Source organism: Vibrio crassostreae (assembly GCF_024347415.1).
In the GTDB taxonomy this organism is placed as follows: domain Bacteria; phylum Pseudomonadota; class Gammaproteobacteria; order Enterobacterales; family Vibrionaceae; genus Vibrio; species Vibrio crassostreae.
In genome coordinates this window covers 1,375,860-1,394,329 of record NZ_AP025477.1, presented here as the reverse complement: position 1 = coordinate 1,394,329, position 18,470 = coordinate 1,375,860, and the positions used below count along the sequence as shown (strand labels likewise).

At 43.8% G+C, this 18,470-nt stretch carries 16 protein-coding genes; 9 read left to right on the top strand and 7 right to left on the bottom strand.

The window, feature by feature from the left end; genetic code table 11:
* Nucleotides 1-29: 29 nt before the first annotated feature.
* From OC193_RS21935 to OC193_RS21925, 3 genes are read left to right on the top strand one after another with little or no spacing between them, the layout of a single operon-like run.
* Nucleotides 30-851, top strand: a complete 822-nt coding sequence (locus OC193_RS21935) for a pyridoxal phosphatase (RefSeq protein ID WP_048662458.1) — start codon at nucleotides 30-32, stop codon at nucleotides 849-851.
* A 4-nt stretch (nucleotides 852-855) separates the two neighbouring features.
* Nucleotides 856-1,503, top strand: a complete 648-nt coding sequence (locus tag OC193_RS21930) for a 3-keto-L-gulonate-6-phosphate decarboxylase UlaD (protein WP_048660972.1) — start codon at nucleotides 856-858, stop codon at nucleotides 1,501-1,503.
* A gap of 8 nt (nucleotides 1,504-1,511) precedes the next feature.
* The gene (locus OC193_RS21925; RefSeq protein ID WP_048662457.1) at nucleotides 1,512-2,393 is read left to right on the top strand and encodes an L-ribulose-5-phosphate 3-epimerase; all 882 of its coding nucleotides are present in this window, start codon (nucleotides 1,512-1,514) and stop codon (nucleotides 2,391-2,393) included.
* Between the two features lie 162 nt (nucleotides 2,394-2,555).
* Here OC193_RS21925 and OC193_RS21920 read toward each other — a convergent pair whose 3' ends face one another.
* Complete coding sequence (locus OC193_RS21920) at nucleotides 2,556-2,765, bottom strand: hypothetical protein (protein WP_009845895.1); 210 nt, start codon at nucleotides 2,763-2,765, stop codon at nucleotides 2,556-2,558.
* Nucleotides 2,766-3,047: 282 nt separating this feature from the next.
* Between OC193_RS21920 and OC193_RS21915 the strand changes: the two genes are divergently transcribed.
* From OC193_RS21915 to OC193_RS21905, 3 genes are all read left to right on the top strand, one after another.
* On the top strand, nucleotides 3,048-4,217 hold the full coding sequence (locus OC193_RS21915) for a glycerate kinase (protein ID WP_048660974.1): 1,170 nt from the start codon (nucleotides 3,048-3,050) through the stop codon (nucleotides 4,215-4,217).
* A 199-nt stretch (nucleotides 4,218-4,416) separates the two neighbouring features.
* On the top strand, nucleotides 4,417-5,868 hold the full coding sequence (locus OC193_RS21910; protein WP_048662456.1) for a catalase: 1,452 nt from the start codon (nucleotides 4,417-4,419) through the stop codon (nucleotides 5,866-5,868).
* Nucleotides 5,869-6,072: 204 nt separating this feature from the next.
* Nucleotides 6,073-6,945, top strand: coding sequence for a patatin-like phospholipase family protein (locus OC193_RS21905; RefSeq protein WP_048662455.1), 873 nt, complete (start codon nucleotides 6,073-6,075; stop codon nucleotides 6,943-6,945).
* A 103-nt stretch (nucleotides 6,946-7,048) separates the two neighbouring features.
* Here OC193_RS21905 and OC193_RS21900 read toward each other — a convergent pair whose 3' ends face one another.
* From OC193_RS21900 to OC193_RS21890, 3 genes are all read right to left on the bottom strand, one after another.
* A complete protein-coding gene (locus tag OC193_RS21900) occupies nucleotides 7,049-8,041 on the bottom strand; it encodes a 2-hydroxyacid dehydrogenase (protein ID WP_048660977.1) in 993 nt (330 codons plus the stop codon).
* A gap of 222 nt (nucleotides 8,042-8,263) precedes the next feature.
* Nucleotides 8,264-8,596, bottom strand: coding sequence for a DUF1971 domain-containing protein (locus OC193_RS21895; protein WP_048660978.1), 333 nt, complete (start codon nucleotides 8,594-8,596; stop codon nucleotides 8,264-8,266).
* Nucleotides 8,597-8,658: 62 nt separating this feature from the next.
* The gene (locus OC193_RS21890) at nucleotides 8,659-9,462 is read right to left on the bottom strand and encodes a ferredoxin--NADP reductase (protein ID WP_048662454.1); all 804 of its coding nucleotides are present in this window, start codon (nucleotides 9,460-9,462) and stop codon (nucleotides 8,659-8,661) included.
* Nucleotides 9,463-9,801: 339 nt separating this feature from the next.
* Between OC193_RS21890 and OC193_RS21885 the strand changes: the two genes are divergently transcribed.
* Nucleotides 9,802-10,746 (top strand): acyltransferase, encoded by a 945-nt coding sequence (locus tag OC193_RS21885; protein ID WP_048662453.1) that lies wholly within the window; start codon nucleotides 9,802-9,804, stop codon nucleotides 10,744-10,746.
* Nucleotides 10,747-10,850: 104 nt separating this feature from the next.
* Here OC193_RS21885 and OC193_RS21880 read toward each other — a convergent pair whose 3' ends face one another.
* The 3 genes from OC193_RS21880 to glgX all read right to left on the bottom strand — a co-directional run bounded on the left by OC193_RS21880 (nucleotide 10,851) and on the right by glgX (nucleotide 15,684).
* Nucleotides 10,851-11,579: a tRNA (adenine(22)-N(1))-methyltransferase gene (locus OC193_RS21880; protein ID WP_048662452.1), complete on the bottom strand. Its 729-nt coding sequence runs from the start codon at nucleotides 11,577-11,579 to the stop codon at nucleotides 10,851-10,853.
* A gap of 140 nt (nucleotides 11,580-11,719) precedes the next feature.
* Nucleotides 11,720-13,462 (bottom strand): sensor domain-containing diguanylate cyclase, encoded by a 1,743-nt coding sequence (locus OC193_RS21875; RefSeq protein ID WP_048662451.1) that lies wholly within the window; start codon nucleotides 13,460-13,462, stop codon nucleotides 11,720-11,722.
* 248 nt (nucleotides 13,463-13,710) lie between these two features.
* On the bottom strand, nucleotides 13,711-15,684 hold the full coding sequence (gene glgX, locus OC193_RS21870; RefSeq protein WP_048660983.1) for a glycogen debranching protein GlgX: 1,974 nt from the start codon (nucleotides 15,682-15,684) through the stop codon (nucleotides 13,711-13,713).
* Between the two features lie 434 nt (nucleotides 15,685-16,118).
* On the opposite strand from glgX, the gene lamB reads away from it, so the two are divergent.
* Complete coding sequence (gene lamB / locus OC193_RS21865) at nucleotides 16,119-17,327, top strand: maltoporin LamB (RefSeq protein WP_048660984.1); 1,209 nt, start codon at nucleotides 16,119-16,121, stop codon at nucleotides 17,325-17,327.
* A 162-nt stretch (nucleotides 17,328-17,489) separates the two neighbouring features.
* Nucleotides 17,490-18,320 (top strand): MalM family protein, encoded by an 831-nt coding sequence (locus OC193_RS21860; protein WP_017078578.1) that lies wholly within the window; start codon nucleotides 17,490-17,492, stop codon nucleotides 18,318-18,320.
* The last annotated feature ends 150 nt before the right edge of the window (nucleotides 18,321-18,470 follow it).

The window sequence follows — 18,470 nt, the reverse complement described above, 5'->3', positions numbered from 1 at the left end:
TGATTTCAGGGAATAAGTGAGAGGACTCTATGTATAAAGTGCTGGCGTTAGATCTCGATGGAACCGTGTTAAAGGATGAGCACACTATTCATCCAGAGGTAAAAAAGGCGATTCAAGAAGCGAAACAAAGTTGTCATGTCGTGATTGTTACAGGTCGACATCACACAGCTGCGCGACCTTATTACTACGAATTGGGGTTAGATACGCCAATCATCTGCTGTAACGGCACTTATGTTTATGACTATCAGACGGAAACGGTACTGACTCAAAGCGCCATAGAGAAAGATAAGGCGCTAACCTTCATCGATATGGCTGACGAGTTTCAGCTCAAAATGGTCATGTACATCACACATGCGATGACGTACTCACAGTACAACCCATTTGCTTACATGCTGGCGTTGGAAAGCTGGGCGGAAACCGCACCGGAGCAATATAGACCTCAAATATACCAAGTGGAATCATTCATTGAAGCGGCTCAGAAAGCCGAACATGTTTGGAAGTTTGTGGTGGAAGGCAGCCAAGACTCAGTAGACCGTTTAATGCAACACCCATGGATAGAAGAGAACTTCAACGGTGAACGTTCTTGGTCAAACCGAATTGATTTTGCTGCGAAAGGTAACAGTAAGGGCCTACGCCTTGCTGAATACATCGCAGACCTAGGTTACCAACCGACTGACGTGATTGCCGTCGGCGATAACCACAATGACATTTCCATGCTTAAGTACGCCGGATTAGGCGTAGCGATGCTCAATGCTGATGACATCGTCAAGTCACACGTTCAATGCGTGTGCTCAACAGATAACAACCATGATGGCTTAGCCCGTCTAATACGTGAACAAATTAAAGGATAACAACATGACTAAACCAATGATTCAGATCGCCCTAGACCAAGCAAACCTTCCTGCTGCTATTGAAGTGGCAAGTAACGTTGAAAGCTTCGTTGATGTGATTGAAGTAGGCACTATTTTGGCGTTTGCAGAAGGAATGACGGCGGTTTCTACGCTTCGTAAGAATCACCCAGACCATATCCTTGTGTGCGATATGAAAACAACAGATGGTGGCGCGATTCTAGCGCGCATGGCATTCGAAGCCGGTGCTGATTGGATAACCGTTTCTGCAGCTGCACACATCGCAACCATTGGTGCATGTAAGAAAGTCGCTGACGAATTTAACGGTGAAATCCAAATCGAAATTTACGGCAATTGGACAATGGATGACGCTCAATCTTGGGTCGACTTAGGTATTTCACAAGCGATTTACCACCGTTCTCGTGACGCTGAATTAGCCGGTGTGGGTTGGACAGAAGAAGATCTTGTGAAGATGCGTGCATTGTCTGAAATGGGCATCGAGCTTTCTATCACAGGTGGCATCGTGCCTGAAGACCTATACCTATTTGAAGGCATTAAAGCGAAAACCTTTATCGCAGGTCGCGCACTTGCGGGTGACAAAGGTAAAGAAACAGCAGAAGCACTAAAAGCTCAGATCGATCGCTACTGGAACTAGGAGGCGTTATGTATCAAAACTTGTTACGCCACCGTGTAGGGCTTTATGAGAAGGCCCTACCTAACGAACTCAGCTGGGAAGACAAGTTGGTAACAACCAAAGAACTCGGCTTTGATTTTCTTGAGATATCGGTCGATGAATCAGACGAGCGCCGTAGCCGTTTGGATTGGAATGACGAGGAAGTGTATGCCCTACGTCGTCTGTGTGAAAAGCATGGTGTACCACTGCAATCTATGTGTTTAAGCGCGCATCGCAAGTTCCCATTTGGTTCCGCAGATCCGGTGATTCGTGAGCAAGCGGTTATCCATATGGAGAAGGCTATCTCGTTGGCTTACAAATTGGGTATTCGCACCATCCAACTCGCTGGTTATGACGTTTACTACGAGCCTGCTGATAAAGTGACTCACCAGAGGTTCATTGAAGGCATGAAGCTTTCGGCGCAGTTGGCTGAAAGGTCGGGCGTTATGCTAGCTGTGGAGATCATGGATACCGATTACTTGAACTCTTTGAGCAAATTTGAAGTATTGAGTCGTGAAGTCAATTCACCGTATTTCACGGCGTATCCAGATGTGGGTAATATCTCCGGTTGGAATTACGACATAGTAACGGAACTGAAGTTGAGTAAGCCTCATATCACTCAGATCCATCTCAAAGACACATATAAAGTGACTGACGAGTACAAAGGGCAATTCCGAGACTTAGTGATTGGTGATGGTGAAGTTGACTTCAATGCCATTTTTGAAACGTTGAAAGAGACTGAGTGCGTGGTACCACTCGTGATCGAGATGTGGGCTCAAGATGAACGCTGGAAAGAGAATATACTCATGGCACAAAAACGCTTGAATGAAGTGTGTGTTCAAACGGGTGTTCCGATGTTGTTTGACCACTAGCTCTATTTAGAATGCTTAACGAGTTTCTCTTTGCGTTCTCCATGCTCCTAACGAAAAGAGAAAATGCAGCATATTGCCCCCAATATGCTGCATTTTTATATCAACATGTCGCTCTAAACTTTTGAAGCTGAGGTTCTGTCAATTTTCAAATAGTGGCTGTTCTTAAACAGCGATCGTCACATGATCACGACCCACTTCAGCCATTTGAATGAGGTAGTCCGTGTGGTACTTCTTCTTGATAACGATTTGGCTACCGATTTCAGCAACAATCTTTACCACTTCTAACGCATCAGAAGGATGCAACGAAGAGTCTTTTGAAATTTCGATATTAACGCCTAAATTTGCCAATTTGATGATGTCGCTAGAATGCATGGTCATGTCCAAGGTATTTGATTTTGGTGGACTATATCATCATCGATTTATTTAACTCTACTCTACCAACTCTAAAGTTTCGGTCGATGTTCTCAAACTATGATTCCAATATGTAAGTAGTCGATCTCTCTCACAAATTGGGTGGTTCAATCTCTGCAACGTGATGTATTTATTAGTTCCTTTATATACTGCCCCTATTGCTTGATTGGCTTGCTAATCTGACATAGGGGCATTTTTGGATCGACAGCCTATCAAAATTATTATTTCCTTGGATTTATCAGTATGAAAATTGTTATTGCACCAGACTCGTTTAAAGAATCTTTATCGGCGGTATCGGTGGCGGCGTGTATTGAAAAGGGTTTTCGTGAAATCTTTCCTGACGCTGACTATGTGACTTTACCTCTGGCTGATGGTGGTGAGGGTACGGTAGATGTGTTGTTGCAAGGTTTAGCAGGACAGAAGCGAACCTACCAAGTAGAAGGGCCGTTGGGTGAACTTGTAAACGCGGAGTGGGCGATACTTGAGCCATCCGCAAGCAATCAGAAAAAAACTGCACTGATTGAGATTGCTGCCGCATCAGGCTTGGATTTGTTAACACCAGAGCAGCGTGATCCATTGGTAGCCTCTTCATTTGGTACAGGTCAGCTCATTTTAGAAGCGATGCAGCAGGGCGCTCAAACGATCATTCTTGGCTTGGGTGGCAGTGCGACCAATGATGGTGGTGCAGGAATTGTACAAGCGTTAGGTGGTAGATTGCTTGATCGTGCAGGGCAAGAACTCAGCCGAGGTGGCGCTGCGCTAGCGGATTTAGCATCTATCGATCTTACCGACCTAGATTCACGCTGTGCTGATATCGAATTGATTGTGGCGTGCGATGTCGATAATCCACTGTGTGGTGATAATGGTGCCAGCCATATCTTCGGCCCACAAAAAGGAGCGACACCTGACCAAGTTGTGATGCTTGATACTGCGCTTGCGAACTTTGCTCAAGTTGCTGAGATGCAGGGTTGTGCTAGTGGCGATGAACCTGTTCACAAGCGCATTGGTTATGGCGCGGCTGGTGGTACGCCGATGGGACTTGGTTTGCTATTCAATATGCAGATTAAACAGGGCATTGAGATGGTACTCGATGTTTTACAAGCCGATGAAGTATTGAAAGGCGCAGACCTTGTGATTACCGGCGAAGGTCAGATGGACAATCAAACCCTTCAAGGAAAAACGCCTTATGGCATTGCTAAACGTGCGAGCTTGCAAGGCATTCCGACGATAGGGATTGCAGGATCTTTGGGCACTGAAGTCGAAGCCTTATATGGTGAAATGAGCAGCTTGTTCGGAACAGTGCGATCTCCTCAGTCACTCGAGCAAGTACTACGAGAAGCTGAATTGAACCTAACCAGAACGGCGAGGAACATTGCATCAACTCTGAGGTTAGGCCATGCCATTTTTAACTAAAGCGAAGTTATACATAGGCTTATTCGCAATGAAGTTCAATAGGTTTTATAGATAACAACGATAAATATAAACGATTATATTTTCTGCCAACTCAGGTCTATTCTTTATCCATATTGTTTTAGTGGTTTTTAAAGTATTGAATCCACTTAAATCTAAGATGTGGCAACGATGCGATATCTTTAACCTTAAGGAATAGACCATGAGTAAAAAACTGACCACAGCTGCGGGTTGTCCTGTCGCTCATAACCAGAATGTTCAAACGGCGGGCAAACGTGGCCCTCAACTGCTGCAAGATGTTTGGTTTTTAGAGAAATTGGCGCACTTTGATCGTGAAGTGATTCCAGAGCGTCGTATGCACGCGAAAGGTTCTGGTGCCTACGGGACATTTACTGTTACGCATGACATCACCAAATATACTAAGGCAAAGCTGTTTTCTGAAGTAGGTAAAAAGACCGACTTGTTTGCCCGTTTTACGACAGTCGCCGGCGAGCGTGGCGCGGCCGATGCTGAGCGTGATATTCGCGGCTTTGCATTGAAGTTTTATACTGAAGAAGGTAACTGGGATATGGTAGGTAACAACACGCCAGTATTCTTCCTTCGTGATCCTCTTAAGTTCCCAGATCTAAACCACGCGGTGAAACGTGACCCACGCACCAACATGCGCAGCGCGAAGAACAACTGGGATTTCTGGACCTCTCTACCTGAAGCGCTTCACCAAATCACGATTGTGATGAGTGATCGTGGTATCCCTGCGACTTACCGTCATATGCACGGTTTTGGTAGTCATACATTCAGCTTTATCAACTCTGATAATGAACGCTTCTGGGTTAAATTCCACTTCAAATCTCAGCAAGGTATTAAGAACTTGTCTGATGCAGAAGCGGCACAAGTGATCGGCGATGACCGTGAAAGTCACCAGCGTGATTTACTAGACAGCATCGATAACCAAGACTTCCCGAAATGGACGCTGAAAGTGCAAGTGATGCCTGAAGCGGATGCGGCGAAAGTGCCATATAACCCGTTCGACCTCACTAAGATTTGGCCACACGCAGATTACCCATTGATTGAGGTGGGTGAGTTTGAATTGAACCGTAACCCGCAAAACTTCTTCGCTGAAGTTGAGCAGTCTGCATTCAACCCTGCAAACGTGGTTCCGGGTATCAGCTTCTCACCAGACAAGATGCTGCAAGGTCGCCTGTTTGCTTACGGTGATGCACAGCGCTACCGTTTAGGTGTTAACCATCAGCATATCCCTGTGAACGCACCTCGTTGTCCTGTACACAGCTACCACCGTGATGGTGCAATGCGTGTTGATGGTAACTTTGGCAGTACACTTGGCTATGAGCCAAACAATGAAGGCCAATGGGCAGAGCAACCAGACTTTGCAGAGCCAGCATTGAACTTGGATGGTGCTGCAGCGCACTGGGATCACCGCGAAGATGAAGATTACTTCTCACAACCGGGAGACCTATTCCGTCTGATGACACCAGAAAAACAAGCGATTCTGTTTGATAACACAGCTCGTAACCTAGGCGGCGTGCCTAAAGAGATTCAACTGCGTCACCTAAGACACTGTTACAAAGCCGACCCGGCATACGGCGAAGGCATTGGTAAACTGCTTGAAATCGATGTAAGCGAGTTTAATTCGTAATCGATAATGTAATTGGTTAATCAATAGGCCGTTGAGTGATGCACTCACGGCCTTTTTTGATCCTATGGCTTAATAAGCTATTGAATCTTAGTTGATATTTAATGATAGCTTTTGCCTATCAAATTAATAAACTCAGCCCATTATCTTTGTAAGAGTGATCGAATTATTCTACGACTATCAGTTTATAAAGTAGAAGAGTTTGAGATGAGTAACAGCGCATTAATCGTTGAAGGTGGAGCAATGAGAGGCATCTTCGCTGCCGGAGTGTTAGACGCCTTTATGCAAGACGATTTCCGTCCTTATGATTTTGCTATTGGCGTATCTGCGGGTGTGTCCAACCTAGTTGGTTATTTATCTCAAGCGCCAAAACGCAGCTATAACGTGATCACTACGATGGCGACCGACAAAACCTTCTTCAACCCAGCTCGTTTTGCTAAGGGTGGTAACTTGGTAGACGTGAAGTGGCTATGGAACGAATCAAACCAACGCTACCCGCTTGATTGTGGTGAGATGTTTTCAAGTATCCCACTGATTGCCGCTGTGACTAATGTGGATACAGGCAGTGCCGATTACTATCATATTAAGCCTGAAAACCTTTCTAATGTGGTTGAAGCAACAACGGCTTTACCTATCGCTTACCGCGAAACTCCGTGCTTCTCTGGCGGCTGTTATACCGATGGCGGTGTCGCCGATTCGATTCCGGTTCGTGAAGCCTATCGCCGTGGTGCTCGCGATATTACCGTTATTCTTTCTCACCCTCTGAGTTACCGAATGAAACCGCAGAAGTATCAGTGGATGCTGAAAAAACTACTAAAGAAATTCCCTAACATTGCAGAGTCGATGGCGGTGCGTGCTGAAAACTACAACCAATCTTTGGAGTTCATTCGTAACCCTCCAAAAGATGCGACCATCAAGGTGATTGCGCCACCGGAAACGTTTGCAGTTAAGCGACTCACTATGGATCAAAGCATCTTGGATGCAGGTTATGAGATGGGCGTGAAGGCAGGGGAAGAGCATCTGGCGATTCGAAAAGGTACATACGGGTTAGATATAGAGGATTGTCACTTCTGCATCTAGCCCTGCTTTCGATACAGGCATAAACCAAAAAGCCACGCTGTTCATTTAAGGATAGAGTGGCTTTGTATTGGCAGATCTAGTTTGTAATTAACTCAGTCTGTTATTAAACGAGTTCGTTGCCGCTGGTGTTGCCTGCAAAGAAAGCATCAACGCTGGTTAGGGTTGTATTGGCAATGTTGAACAGAGCATCTTTGGTCAAGAAAGCTTGGTGACCTGTAAACAGTACGTTGTGACAAGCAGATAGGCGACGGAATACGTCATCGACAATCACATCGTTAGACTTGTCTTGGAAGAACAGCTCTTTCTCGTTGTCGTAAACATCAAGGCCAAGCGCGCCAATCTTACTCTGCTTAAGCGCTTCAATAGCTGCAGTTGAATCTAGCAGTTCACCGCGGCTAGTGTTGACGATCATCACGCCATTTTTCATTTTCTCAAATGCAGTCGCATCTAATAGATGGTAGTTTTCTTTACTCATAGGGCAGTGCAAAGAAATCACGTCAGACTCTTGATAAAGCTCATCCAGTTCAACGTATTTAGCACCTAGTTCAACGGCTAATGGATTTGGATACGGGTCGTAACATAGGATGTTCATGCCCAAACCTTTCAGAATACGCATGGTTGCTAAGCCAATCTTACCTGAACCGATTACACCAACGGTTTTACCGTGGAAGTTAAAGCCTACCAAGCCTTCAAGGGAGAAGTTCGCATCACGAGTGCGTTGGTATGCCTTGTGCAGCTTACGGTTCAAACACATCATCATGCCGACTGTGTGTTCAGCTACCGATTCTGGTGAATAAGCAGGAACGCGAACCACTTGCAGGCCAAACTCTTTGGCTGCGTCTAGGTCGACTTTATCAAAGCCTGCACAACGCATCGCAATCAGCTTAGTGCCGCCTTGTGCAAGAATCTCTAACACGTCTCGTGATAAGTCGTCATTTACAAATGCACACACCACTTCATTGTCGTGCGCCATTTTCGCTGTGGTTGTAGTGAGGCGAAAATCATGGAAATGAAACTCAGCGTTGAGTTTGCCTTTCGCTAGGTTGAATGATTTTTCGTCGTATGATTTTGAGCTAAAAAAAGCAATGTTGAGCATGGCTTCCTCTCTTACCTAAAAAATGAATACCCCAATTATGTTTATTTGATAAGGGGTTAAAATTAACAACTCTGTTCAGTGTGCTAGAGTTTTTTTCTCTTGTCTATCACCATTAGTCATTGTAATTACTATGGTTATTTGGTTTTTTATCTTTACTTATTGAACACTAAAAATCACACTACGAAGTAGCTTGCTTATAAGTTCATCAATATCGAATGGATCTTATTTTCGAGTGTTGAACATCTTCTTGGTCTCTTTTTCTGACCAGAAGTTAATGTTGAATTGCGCGTCGTCACTCAGTTCCACTCGATGCCAATATTGAGGTGGACTGGTGGCAAATTGCCCGGCTTCAATCGTGATAACATTTTCTGGTTCTGTTGCTTCTGCATCAGCAAAACCATAGAAGGTGACAGTGCCTTCCATGACGCAGATCTGACCAAACACGCCTTCCGCGGTGTTGTGATGGTTGAGCAGTGCTGCTGGGATGTTGTCTTTAGTGAAAAACGGTGTTGAACGTTGGATTTTCCAGTGTGACGGAATACGTAAATGACTCATATAAAACCTCTTATCTGACTGTTCTTTGAAATAGATACTTCGGTGTTTTAGGTGGCCTATCTTTACCAGTAATTTTCACTGCTGAATTGACCAGGCTTTCTCCGTAGATGCTTTTCGAAACCTAAACTTGTTAGTGCGTCACTTGTGTCACGAACCATTTGCGGATTGCCGCAAAGGTAGAAGAAACTGCGGGTTTGATTGAAAGCGACAGACGCGGCTTGCTCGAGATCGCCTCCAAGTAACAAACTTGGGATTCGTCCGCGCAAAGTTCCGGTAACTGATTCTCTAGAAATAATTGGCACATATTTAAGTTTTCCTTGAAAGTGATCGACGAGTTGAGTGATACGGTCTCGATAAGTCAAGTCTTGTTCTGTTCTTACGGCATGAACCAATACAAGGTTGTTGAATGACGCGGCTTTTTCTGTAGCCAATCCATTCTGTTGTTGAATCTGCATGCTTTCGAGCATTGAGATGAATGGGCCAACCGCGGTTCCGGTTGAAAGCATCCACAGATCGTCGACGTTCTCTGGGAGCTCATCCAATGTCATAAAGCCGCTTGGGTCTTTGCCGACAAAGATGTCATCGCCTGCTTTCAATTCATGAAGCTGAGGAGAGAGCTGACCGTTCTGATCCTTAATAATTAAAAACTCGAGATGTTGATGACCTTTTTCGTGCTCTGGTGCGTTTACCATTGAATAAGCACGTCTCACGAACTCATCTTCACTATTTAGCAAACCGAGCTTAGTAAACTGACCTGCCTGATAAGGGGAGACAGGAGCACTGACTTGGAGTGAGAACAATTGTTCTGTCCACTCTGTCTTGTGTAGGACTTTTCCGGTTACCAAACCATGAGGAATATCTGTCATATCATCACCTTTAAGAAGAGAAGTTATCTCATTAAGGATACTCAACTATTTACATTTTGGAGTTGCATGTACCATGCCAATAATGAGAATGCTTATCAATACTGACTTGATAGCTGGAATTAACTGTTTTTGTGTCAAAAAGACCCTTTTGTAAATTGGTCTAAATGACTCATATGTGTGTTTGTTGTGTGCGTGGTGCGTTGTTTTGGGGGATTTAGAGCCGAGCTTTCGCAAAGTCCGAAGAGTGGTTTGACCCCTGAAGTATTGCACTAATAACTAAAGAGAATAATTTATAGATGCGTATAATGGCGGCTTTCGATCTCAATATAGCCGTGTTTTATGCTTGATAATCTTCGTATGGCCTTGAACGTGTTGTTCGTGACCCTCAATACCGCAATGACTGCGTTTACCGTGAGTTTCTTTGGCCTCATCAAACTGATTCTGCCAATCTCTGTTGTGCAAAAGTCGTGTACTCGTTTAGCTAACTTCACATTCTGGTGTTGGGCTTCGCTCAATCTTTGGATGTTGAACGTGAATAATGACATCGAGTGGCAAGTGGAAGGCGGGGAAGATATCTCGACTAAGCAGTGGTATTTGATGATGTCGAACCACCTGAGCTGGGCGGATATTGTGATTTTGTCTTCTATCTTGAAAGACAAGATGCCGATGACGAAGTTCTTCCTTAAGCACGAACTGCTGTACGTGCCTTTTGTTGGCTTGGCCTGCTGGGGCTTGGATATGCCGTTCATGCGACGACACTCACGCGAGTTTTTGCTACGTAACCCAGAGCGTCGTAATGATGACTTCAATGCAATCAACAAAGCGTGTACTAAGTTCAAGCTAGCGCCGACAACATTGGTTAACTTTGTGGAAGGAACGCGTGCCAACCACGACAAACTGGCGACAGCGAAAACTCCATACCGACACCTATTGAAACCAAAAACCGGCGGTGTGGCGTTTGCTCTATCTGCAATGGGGCCAATCTTAGATGGGATCGTGGATGTCACTTTGGCTTACCCTGAAAACCAAGTCTCTCCGTTTGAAGATATGTTGAAAGGCAAAATGACCAAGGTTGTGGTACGTATTAAATTGCACCCGATGGACGAGAACGTAAACGGTAATTACTTTGAAGATAAAGCGTTTAAACGTCGCTTCCACAGTTGGTTGAACAACACGTGGAAAGAGAAAGATGCTTATCTTGATACGGTTTATGGGGTTGATACACCCTCTGAGGCTGAATCGATTGATGAGACAGATGCGGTTCATAAGAAACAAGAGCAGTAAGCTCAAACCAAACTGATAGTATTGAAAAAGCCGATAGTTCATTGAACTATCGGCTTTTTATTGATTTGAATATTCTTAATATTCAGCAATAAAGTTAGTACTTACTATGGTTTAACCGACTGGTAGGCATCAATAATATGCTTCACTTGACTCGGTTTTCCTTGCTTCTCCTGTCCTTGATGGATACGTAAGTAGTGCTGCAATGTTTTGGCTTTGTATTGCTGTGATACCTTCATTTGTTCGTCACAATTTGGTGCCCAGATCTTGTCACCGACGTTCGATATCTCGCGAACGTTTTGGCTATTATCTGAATCACCTTGGTTATTACTCACCAATAAAACCTCGTAGTAACGACGGTTCTCTTCGATCAAAATTTCATCAATAAGACCAAAATTGAGCGCCTTTAAATGGCTTCTCAACTCGAATTGCTGATGCACCGGGCAAAGCAAGAAATCGATCGCTTTGTCTGGGTGTTGACGGTGAATATCATCGACTAATTTCTGAGTCAGATCGCCACCGACGCCTGCAATAATAACCAGGTGTTTGCCAGTATGTTTCTCAAGCGGAATAGCGGCGACATCCATGCAGTAGACTTGCCATTGACTGGTAACCGTTTTTTCAGCTCTGTTATCTTGTGGAAAGTAGCGCGCTAGCTTGCCTTCCAGTTCATTCATCAGAGACGGGACTATATCGACAAAGTGAATCTGAGAGGCTTTGTTATCCGACAACAGTTGAACACCCAAAAAGCCATGATCACAGCAACAGTCCCAAATATGCTGGTAGTCGTTGCTGACAAGGGAATGGAGAGTTTGCAGTCGGTTACTTAGCTTCATAAGGTTCGTGTCGTTAGAAAAGGGGATATTGTCTTATCGAAGGCGCATTGTAATGACTTTCTAGAAAAACAAAAGCACCTTGGATGTGAACCCTAGGTGCTTTGTCGTGTGAGATAGTCTACAGGCTTGTTGGAATACGTTTAAGATGCTTTGGCAACGGCTCTGATATGGCCTTCCACTCGGTTCTTACCAAGCTGTTGTGCGATAAGCTTTGCCTGTTCCGCTAGCGCTAAAGCTGAATCGCGTTCGCCTTCTATTTGCGAGAACCCCACGCTAACCCCTAGTGATAAGGTGATATCTGGAGTGACGATGGTTTTCTCCGCGATTCCGACTCTGCACTGGTCTAGTTGGAATTTGGCATCTTTCACATCATTGGCTTTGAACAATACAGCGAACTCCTTTCCTCCTATACGCGCCAAGCAAAGTCCTTTCGGCTTCGGGAAGTAATAGCGTATCGATTCTGCAGTCAGTTTGATCATCTTGTCACCCACCGCTTCACCGTAGGCTCGGTTTACGTGGTCGAAGTTATCGATATCTAGCAAAGCGACATAGGTATCGGGCTCGCTCGCGTAGTTTTCGATGGCGCTACTGAAACTGCTCTTATTGTCTAACTGTGTCATCAGATCTTTGCTGCTCAATTGATGTTGAAGCAGTAAGTTAGACAAAGAGACTTCAGTGTAATCACGGATCATTCGCAGAATACTCTGGCTGATCGGTAAGTTTGCGTTTACGTACAACACTGCGATCAACTGCTGACGAGAGTGCAAAGGAATACAGTAATGACGTTGGTGTATTTTGAGTTTACACGCCAGTGGATCGGCGTACTTACCACTTCGGTAAGCCATAGTGTCCGGTGTAAATCGCTCTGCAAGGGCTTTGTCACAATGTACCGTTGATTTATTTCCGTGATAGTCGATGGTACTGAATGAGTGGTTCTCAGGCTGATAGAGACAGAATTGAATGCCTTTTTGGTAGGTGAAGCTATCAAGTATGGATTTTAACTCTCGCTTAAAGCTTACAAGGTCATCGACTTTATTCAGTTGTGACAAGGACACGTTCAAACGATAAGCCAAATAGTTTGCGCCAATCCACAATAGAAGCAGTGAACCAAGTACCAAGCCCGTTAACGTAAACTGGTGTGAGCTGGTTAAGATATCGTGGCGATCAGTGCCAGCGATAAATACCCAATTCAAGCTGTTGTCAGCGTCAAATACCGATATTTTGAAGTTATCTTGATAGTAGTATTCGTGCTTACCGACGGTTTCACCTTGTGAGAGTTGATGGCTGATACCTGCGTGATAACTGATAGATTTAGAGCCGATACGTTTCGGATTAGGGTGAAAGACAAGTCGTTCTGTTGCTCGATCAACCACAAACACATAGCCGTGGTTAAGCGTTTTTAAGTCTCTTAACCCTTGGGTTGTGTGCAATAAATCAAACTCAATCCATATCTCTTCGTTCAATCTTTCCGCTGTATGTTTCACCGCGAACACCCAACGACCATCGGGCTTTTGATAAATAGAAGAGATATAAAAATCTTCCACAACACTGTCTATTGGATTCCATTTGATGGAGCCAACTTGTTCGTTGGAAAGAGGTAAGCCACGACTTGATATATATTGTTGGGTTTGAGGTTGGTACCGAACGATATCGGAGAAGTTTGGCGTTCTTTTTAGAATATTATCGCTCAATTCTCTGAATTTTTTATCACCGATTGGAGCCGTTTTAGGTAAGCCTAGACTGGTTTCTAAAAAATAGAGCTTGCCGAATGTCGCTTCGATGTTGGAACGAATAGTGGAGCTTGCGATACGAATGTTTGACGATGATTGTTCAGTTGCTGCTGTTTCTACTTTTTCAAGCTGAGCCACAGCTAGATAGAGCATCCCTCCAGTTAATAAAATAATGTATGGTTTAAAAAGCCGAATTAATGTTTTAGGTAAAGCCATGATATCCAAAGACGTTATAGATTCATTTTTATAGTACGGCCATACTAAACAGTTTTCGTAATCACATCAATGCAAATGATTCCATATAAATGAATGAGTTTTGTGATATTAGGCTAACAAAAAAGCCAGTCATAAATATAACTGGCTTCTATGGTTTTCGGTGTTTTATTACGTTGGCTTAACTTTTAACTTAACTCAGTCTTTCCTGGCGAATAATGCAAAATCGCCATCGAAGTTGGCGACAATAACATTTCACCTTCAGCATGACCTGGTTTTACATTTCGTAGGTTAGTATCGCAGATCTTCACCCAGTTTTGATCACGATCACTAGGTAAAGAAAAACGTGCTGGTGCGTTGGTTTGGTTGATCAGATAAATCAACTCGTCACCATTTTTACCAATGCCTAAATGCAGCGCAACTGAGCTTAAACGGTTCCAATCATCATGCTCCATCAGAGTGCCATCGACACGGCTCCAGAAGATGCGGTTAGAATTACGTTTTTCGCCACTGAATGCCTTAATAAATGGCACCATGTATTGCTGACGAGCAGAAATCATTTCCGATAGCCAAGTCTTGAAGTATGTCTTGCGCTCAGAGTCTTCCCAGTTTAGCCAGCTGGTTACGCCATCTTGGCAGTAAGCGTTGTTGTTACCTTTTTGAGTATGAGATAACACATCGGCCGTCAAAATATGCGGAATACCAAAAGCAAACAGCAAGCTCGCCATGAAGTTGCGTTTCTGCTTTTCACGTGTCGCGATCACTAACAGGTTTTCGGTTTCACCTTCAACACCGTAGTTTTCAGAGCGGTTGTCACCGTGTCCATCGCGGTTGTTCTCACCATTCTCTTCGTTGTGCTTATGCTTGTAAGAAACAAGATCTTGCATGGTGAAGCCATCGTGATAAGTGATGTAGTTGACGGTTAATTTGTACGGCCAGTGCGCAGCGCTATAGATGTCACGTGAACCCATCAAGCGAGTTGCAAACTCTTTCAGGTAGCCTTGATCGCCACGCCAGAAGCTACGAGTGATGTCTCTAAGCTTGTCATTACATTCATTCCAACCTAGCGGGAAATTACCTACTTGATAACCATTAGGTCCAATATCCCATGGTTCTGCGATTAGCTTGGTTTCTTTCAGTACAGGATCTTGAGCAACGGCTTTAAAGAAAGCAGCCTCAGGGTTGTAGTTGTCACCTTCGCGCCCCAGTGTTGCTGCTAAATCAAAACGGAAGCCATCGACTTGGAACTCATTTACCCAGTAACGAAGCGTATCCATGACTAAGTTGAGTGCAGGTTGATGGGTTAGATCGACCGTATTACCGCAGCCTGTGAAGTTCGCGTAATGACAACCATGTTTGATGTAATAGCGGCTATCTAGCGCTTTTAGGTTAAAGGTTGTACCGCCTTCACCACCTTCAGCAGTGTGGTTGTAGACAACGTCGAGAATGACCTCGATACCATTGCGGTGCAACTCACGAATCGCAGTCTTAAGCTCAGTAACCGCGTCTTTCTCTGCATAGCGAGGGTCAGGCACCATGAACAAATATGGGTTGTAACCCCAGTAGTTCACTTTCCCCATATCCAATAGGTGAGGTTCGTGCATACATGCAGCAATAGGTAAAAGTTGTAGAGAGTTGATGTTTTGCTGTTTGTAGAACGCAAGCATTTCAGGGCTGACTAATCCCAAGTAACGACCTTTAGTGTTGGTCTCTACTTCTGGATGAAGTTGAGATAAGCCTTTTACATGGGTTTCAAATAGAACGGTCTCTTCGCGGCTAATTCGCGGTTTTTCCACGTCTTGCCAATCGAAGGTGTCATCGACAACGACACATTTCGCCATCGCAAAGCTTTTCTCATTGCTATAGGGCGTGACGTAATCGAGCGGTTCGCTTATTGCTTTGGCGTACGGGTCTGAAAGTAGGATAGGACCATTGTCTGTTTCAGCAATGAAACCGTATTTTTGTCCTGCTTTAATACCGTCAATAAATACATATCTGATATCAGCGTATTCATTTTCCAATTTATAAGTAGTGAATTCATCGTTCTCATCAAAAAGAGCGAGAGAGAGAGATTTACAGTCAGGAGAATAAATTGAGAAGTTGCAGCCAGTGTTACCTAGCGTTGCGCCTAGCGGATAAGGGCGAGCGAGCGTTCTAGTCATTGCTTGATTTCTTGTTCGTTTATCAACATCAGTGAACTATAAGTAAAAAGCTTTGTCACAGTAAGGTCAAGCAACTTCACAGAATAATTATTGTTAAAAAAATAATTTACCGATTAGGTTCAAATTATATATTTGAAGTAGATCTCACTTAAGGTGAATAATTAGATCTGTGTGCTGTCTACTCCTCCTAGATTAAGTGATCTACCTCTTTAAAACACCGTTCTGTATATTTTCTACTCCCCTCTAGTCCCCCTTAATTAACTTAGGGGTGGAGGAAGTCAAACTTGTCATCCCCTCTTAATATTGACCCCGTTGAAACGAATCAGGGGAAACCCTAAACCTCTCTATCTTACGACTACCATTACTGCCTTTGGTTGCCGCAAGAGAGCAAAAATATAAAAACCTAAAATAAATCGTCCTTAATGGAGTTAAGAATGAAAAAAGTAAGTTTGATTGCTGCTGCAGTGGCAACTACATTAGCTGCTGGCTCTGCGTTCGCTGTAGATTTTAATGGCTACATGCGTGCTGGTACTGGTATTAGCGGAAATGATGGTGGTGACGTTTCATTCATGAAGAATGGTATTGGCCGTCTAGGTAATGAAAACGACAACTACTCTGAGTTTGGCTTGGCTGAAGAACTAAAAACTGGTGAGCAAACTTGGCGTTTAGAGTCAATGATTGCTTCTGGTGCTGATGGCGCAAATGGTTGGGAAGACGGTGACTTTAACGTTGCTCAGTTTGCGGTTAAAGCAAAAGGCGTTCTATCTTTCGATGAAGAAGCGACTCTTTGGGCTGGTAAAACATACTACCAACGTAAAGACATCCACATTACTGATTTCTACTTCCTAAATACATCGGGTACTGGTGGTGGTATCGAAAACATTTCAGTTGGTAACCAAAAACTTTCTTTAGCAATTATTCAAGATGGCGAAGATGAGAACGGTGCTGGTTACATGGCTGATGCTCGCCTAGCGAATATCGGTCTATGGGAAGATGCTAGTTTAGAGCTTGGCGTTGTTTACAACTTCGGTACTGAAAACAAGAATGGCAAATACGATGGTGATGATGGTCTACTTGCTACAGGTATTATCCACCAAAACATGAGCAATGGTTTTAACCAAACAGTTGTTCAGCTAGGTACTGCTGGTTACGGCGTTCAAATGGCTAACTTCTGGGGTTCTGGTGCTTACTATGATCGCTCTGGTGCTCAAGATGATGGTTTTGGTTACCGTATTCTTAACTGGGGTGTAATGAACCTAGGCGAATCTTGGGAAATGGGTCACCAACTTGCATACCTAGCAGGTTCAGATCTAGGTGTTGATAAACATGATTCAAGCCAATACTCTATTGTGGCTCGTCCAATGTATAAGTGGAACGACACAATGCGTACTATCTTCGAAGCAGGCTATAACGCTGGTGAAGTAGACAACGTTGACTTCGGTGGCGCTAAATTTACTGTTGCTCAAGCATGGGCAATGGGTGACAGCTTCTGGGCTCGTCCTGAAATCCGCGTATACGGTAGCTACTTGATGGATCTAGAAAACGATTCATTCGGTGAAGTGAAAGATGAAAACGGTGTTGTTACTGGTCAAGGCGCAGACAACGACTTCGTTGTTGGTATCCAAGTTGAAGCTTGGTGGTAAGCCACTTAGCTTAAAATCCTAAACTGTCCTAATTCATAGCCGGCTTGCGTCGGCTATTTTTTTAAGGAATGTACGATTAAGTTGATCGTTCCCTAGGTGAATAGTTCTCTTTGTGGTAATTAAAGTTAGTAAATTTCTTAAAAAAATAAAAAAGGAAGGGTTATGTATTTTAAAGCTCTGATGTTGAGTGGCTGTGTTGCATTGGCCGGTTGCCAATCTGCACAAGTAGTCGAGCAAGTGCAAGTGGCACAGGCTGAACAAGTTAACTCGATTACTGGTCTTCAATTTGCCCCGATGAAGCTTCCAAGCTCGGCAATTTTTGATGTGACACCAAATAGCCAAGTATTAAACTATCAAGGAATAAACAGCCCTGTAGTAGCGATTGAACTGCCTGCAGATCGCGGTGAGTACTCGATTAATATCACGAGCATTATCGGCGATACAGCGTTTGTTCCTAATGCGGTTATCTATGACGAAAACGGTAGTGAGCTAGAGCGTTACGGTAAAGAGAGTTTCGAGTACGCTAAACCAAGACTACACTTGGGGAACCGTCTCGTTGCTGAGAACGATTTTTACCCACCGACAACAGCAAAATCAGTTTATTTAGTTATTTATACAGATCAAGCTGATATTGGTGATTTTACTGATGTGATCCATCCTGCTCGTTTAGATGCGGAAGGTCGTGGTAACTATTTACCTGAAGTGAAAGATATCCCGATTCCAAATGCTAACGTTGGTAAGATAGAAGTAACAATCGATAAAGCGAGCTTCTTTTCTATTGGTTCATCGAGCAGCGAATCTAACGCTAAACCAGCCGCTGCGACTAAGATCGATACCATTCAACCTGAAACGCAAACCTACTATCACAATGCGATTCAAACGGCTGTAACTGAAGACAATATTCCTAAAGCTCTGAGCTTATTAGATGAAGCAAAAGCACTAGGTATTGAAGGCGCGCAAGAAGTATTTGTAAAAGCCGTCAATAAAAAGTAGTCGAATAGTTTGTAAATACTGATTGATATAAAGAGAAGGGCTCCTAGTAGGGAGCCTTTTTTATTGATTGTAATAAATTAAAAGTAATACTCATGTTAACCAGAATATTTGAATGTAAATAATCTCAGGCTTACACATAATAACCAATAA

Excerpts from the sequence above, each read along its gene's own strand:
- OC193_RS21910 (WP_048662456.1), top strand. The coding sequence starts at position 4,417 with ATGAGTAAAAAACTGACCACAGCTGCGGGTTGTCCTGTCGCTCATAAC.
- OC193_RS21930 (WP_048660972.1), top strand. The coding sequence starts at position 856 with ATGACTAAACCAATGATTCAGATCGCCCTAGACCAAGCAAACCTTCCT.
- OC193_RS21915 (WP_048660974.1), top strand. The coding sequence starts at position 3,048 with ATGAAAATTGTTATTGCACCAGACTCGTTTAAAGAATCTTTATCGGCG.
- OC193_RS21935 (WP_048662458.1), top strand. The coding sequence starts at position 30 with ATGTATAAAGTGCTGGCGTTAGATCTCGATGGAACCGTGTTAAAGGAT.
- OC193_RS21920 (WP_009845895.1), bottom strand. The coding sequence starts at position 2,765 with ATGCATTCTAGCGACATCATCAAATTGGCAAATTTAGGCGTTAATATC.
- lamB (WP_048660984.1), top strand. The coding sequence starts at position 16,119 with ATGAAAAAAGTAAGTTTGATTGCTGCTGCAGTGGCAACTACATTAGCT.
- OC193_RS21895 (WP_048660978.1), bottom strand. The coding sequence starts at position 8,596 with ATGAGTCATTTACGTATTCCGTCACACTGGAAAATCCAACGTTCAACA.
- OC193_RS21890 (WP_048662454.1), bottom strand. The coding sequence starts at position 9,462 with ATGACAGATATTCCTCATGGTTTGGTAACCGGAAAAGTCCTACACAAG.
- OC193_RS21925 (WP_048662457.1), top strand. The coding sequence starts at position 1,512 with ATGTATCAAAACTTGTTACGCCACCGTGTAGGGCTTTATGAGAAGGCC.
- OC193_RS21905 (WP_048662455.1), top strand. The coding sequence starts at position 6,073 with ATGAGTAACAGCGCATTAATCGTTGAAGGTGGAGCAATGAGAGGCATC.
- OC193_RS21900 (WP_048660977.1), bottom strand. The coding sequence starts at position 8,041 with ATGCTCAACATTGCTTTTTTTAGCTCAAAATCATACGACGAAAAATCA.
- OC193_RS21885 (WP_048662453.1), top strand. The coding sequence starts at position 9,802 with ATGCTTGATAATCTTCGTATGGCCTTGAACGTGTTGTTCGTGACCCTC.
- OC193_RS21880 (WP_048662452.1), bottom strand. The coding sequence starts at position 11,579 with ATGAAGCTAAGTAACCGACTGCAAACTCTCCATTCCCTTGTCAGCAAC.
- glgX (WP_048660983.1), bottom strand. The coding sequence starts at position 15,684 with ATGACTAGAACGCTCGCTCGCCCTTATCCGCTAGGCGCAACGCTAGGT.
- OC193_RS21860 (WP_017078578.1), top strand. The coding sequence starts at position 17,490 with ATGTATTTTAAAGCTCTGATGTTGAGTGGCTGTGTTGCATTGGCCGGT.
- OC193_RS21875 (WP_048662451.1), bottom strand. The coding sequence starts at position 13,462 with ATGCTCTATCTAGCTGTGGCTCAGCTTGAAAAAGTAGAAACAGCAGCA.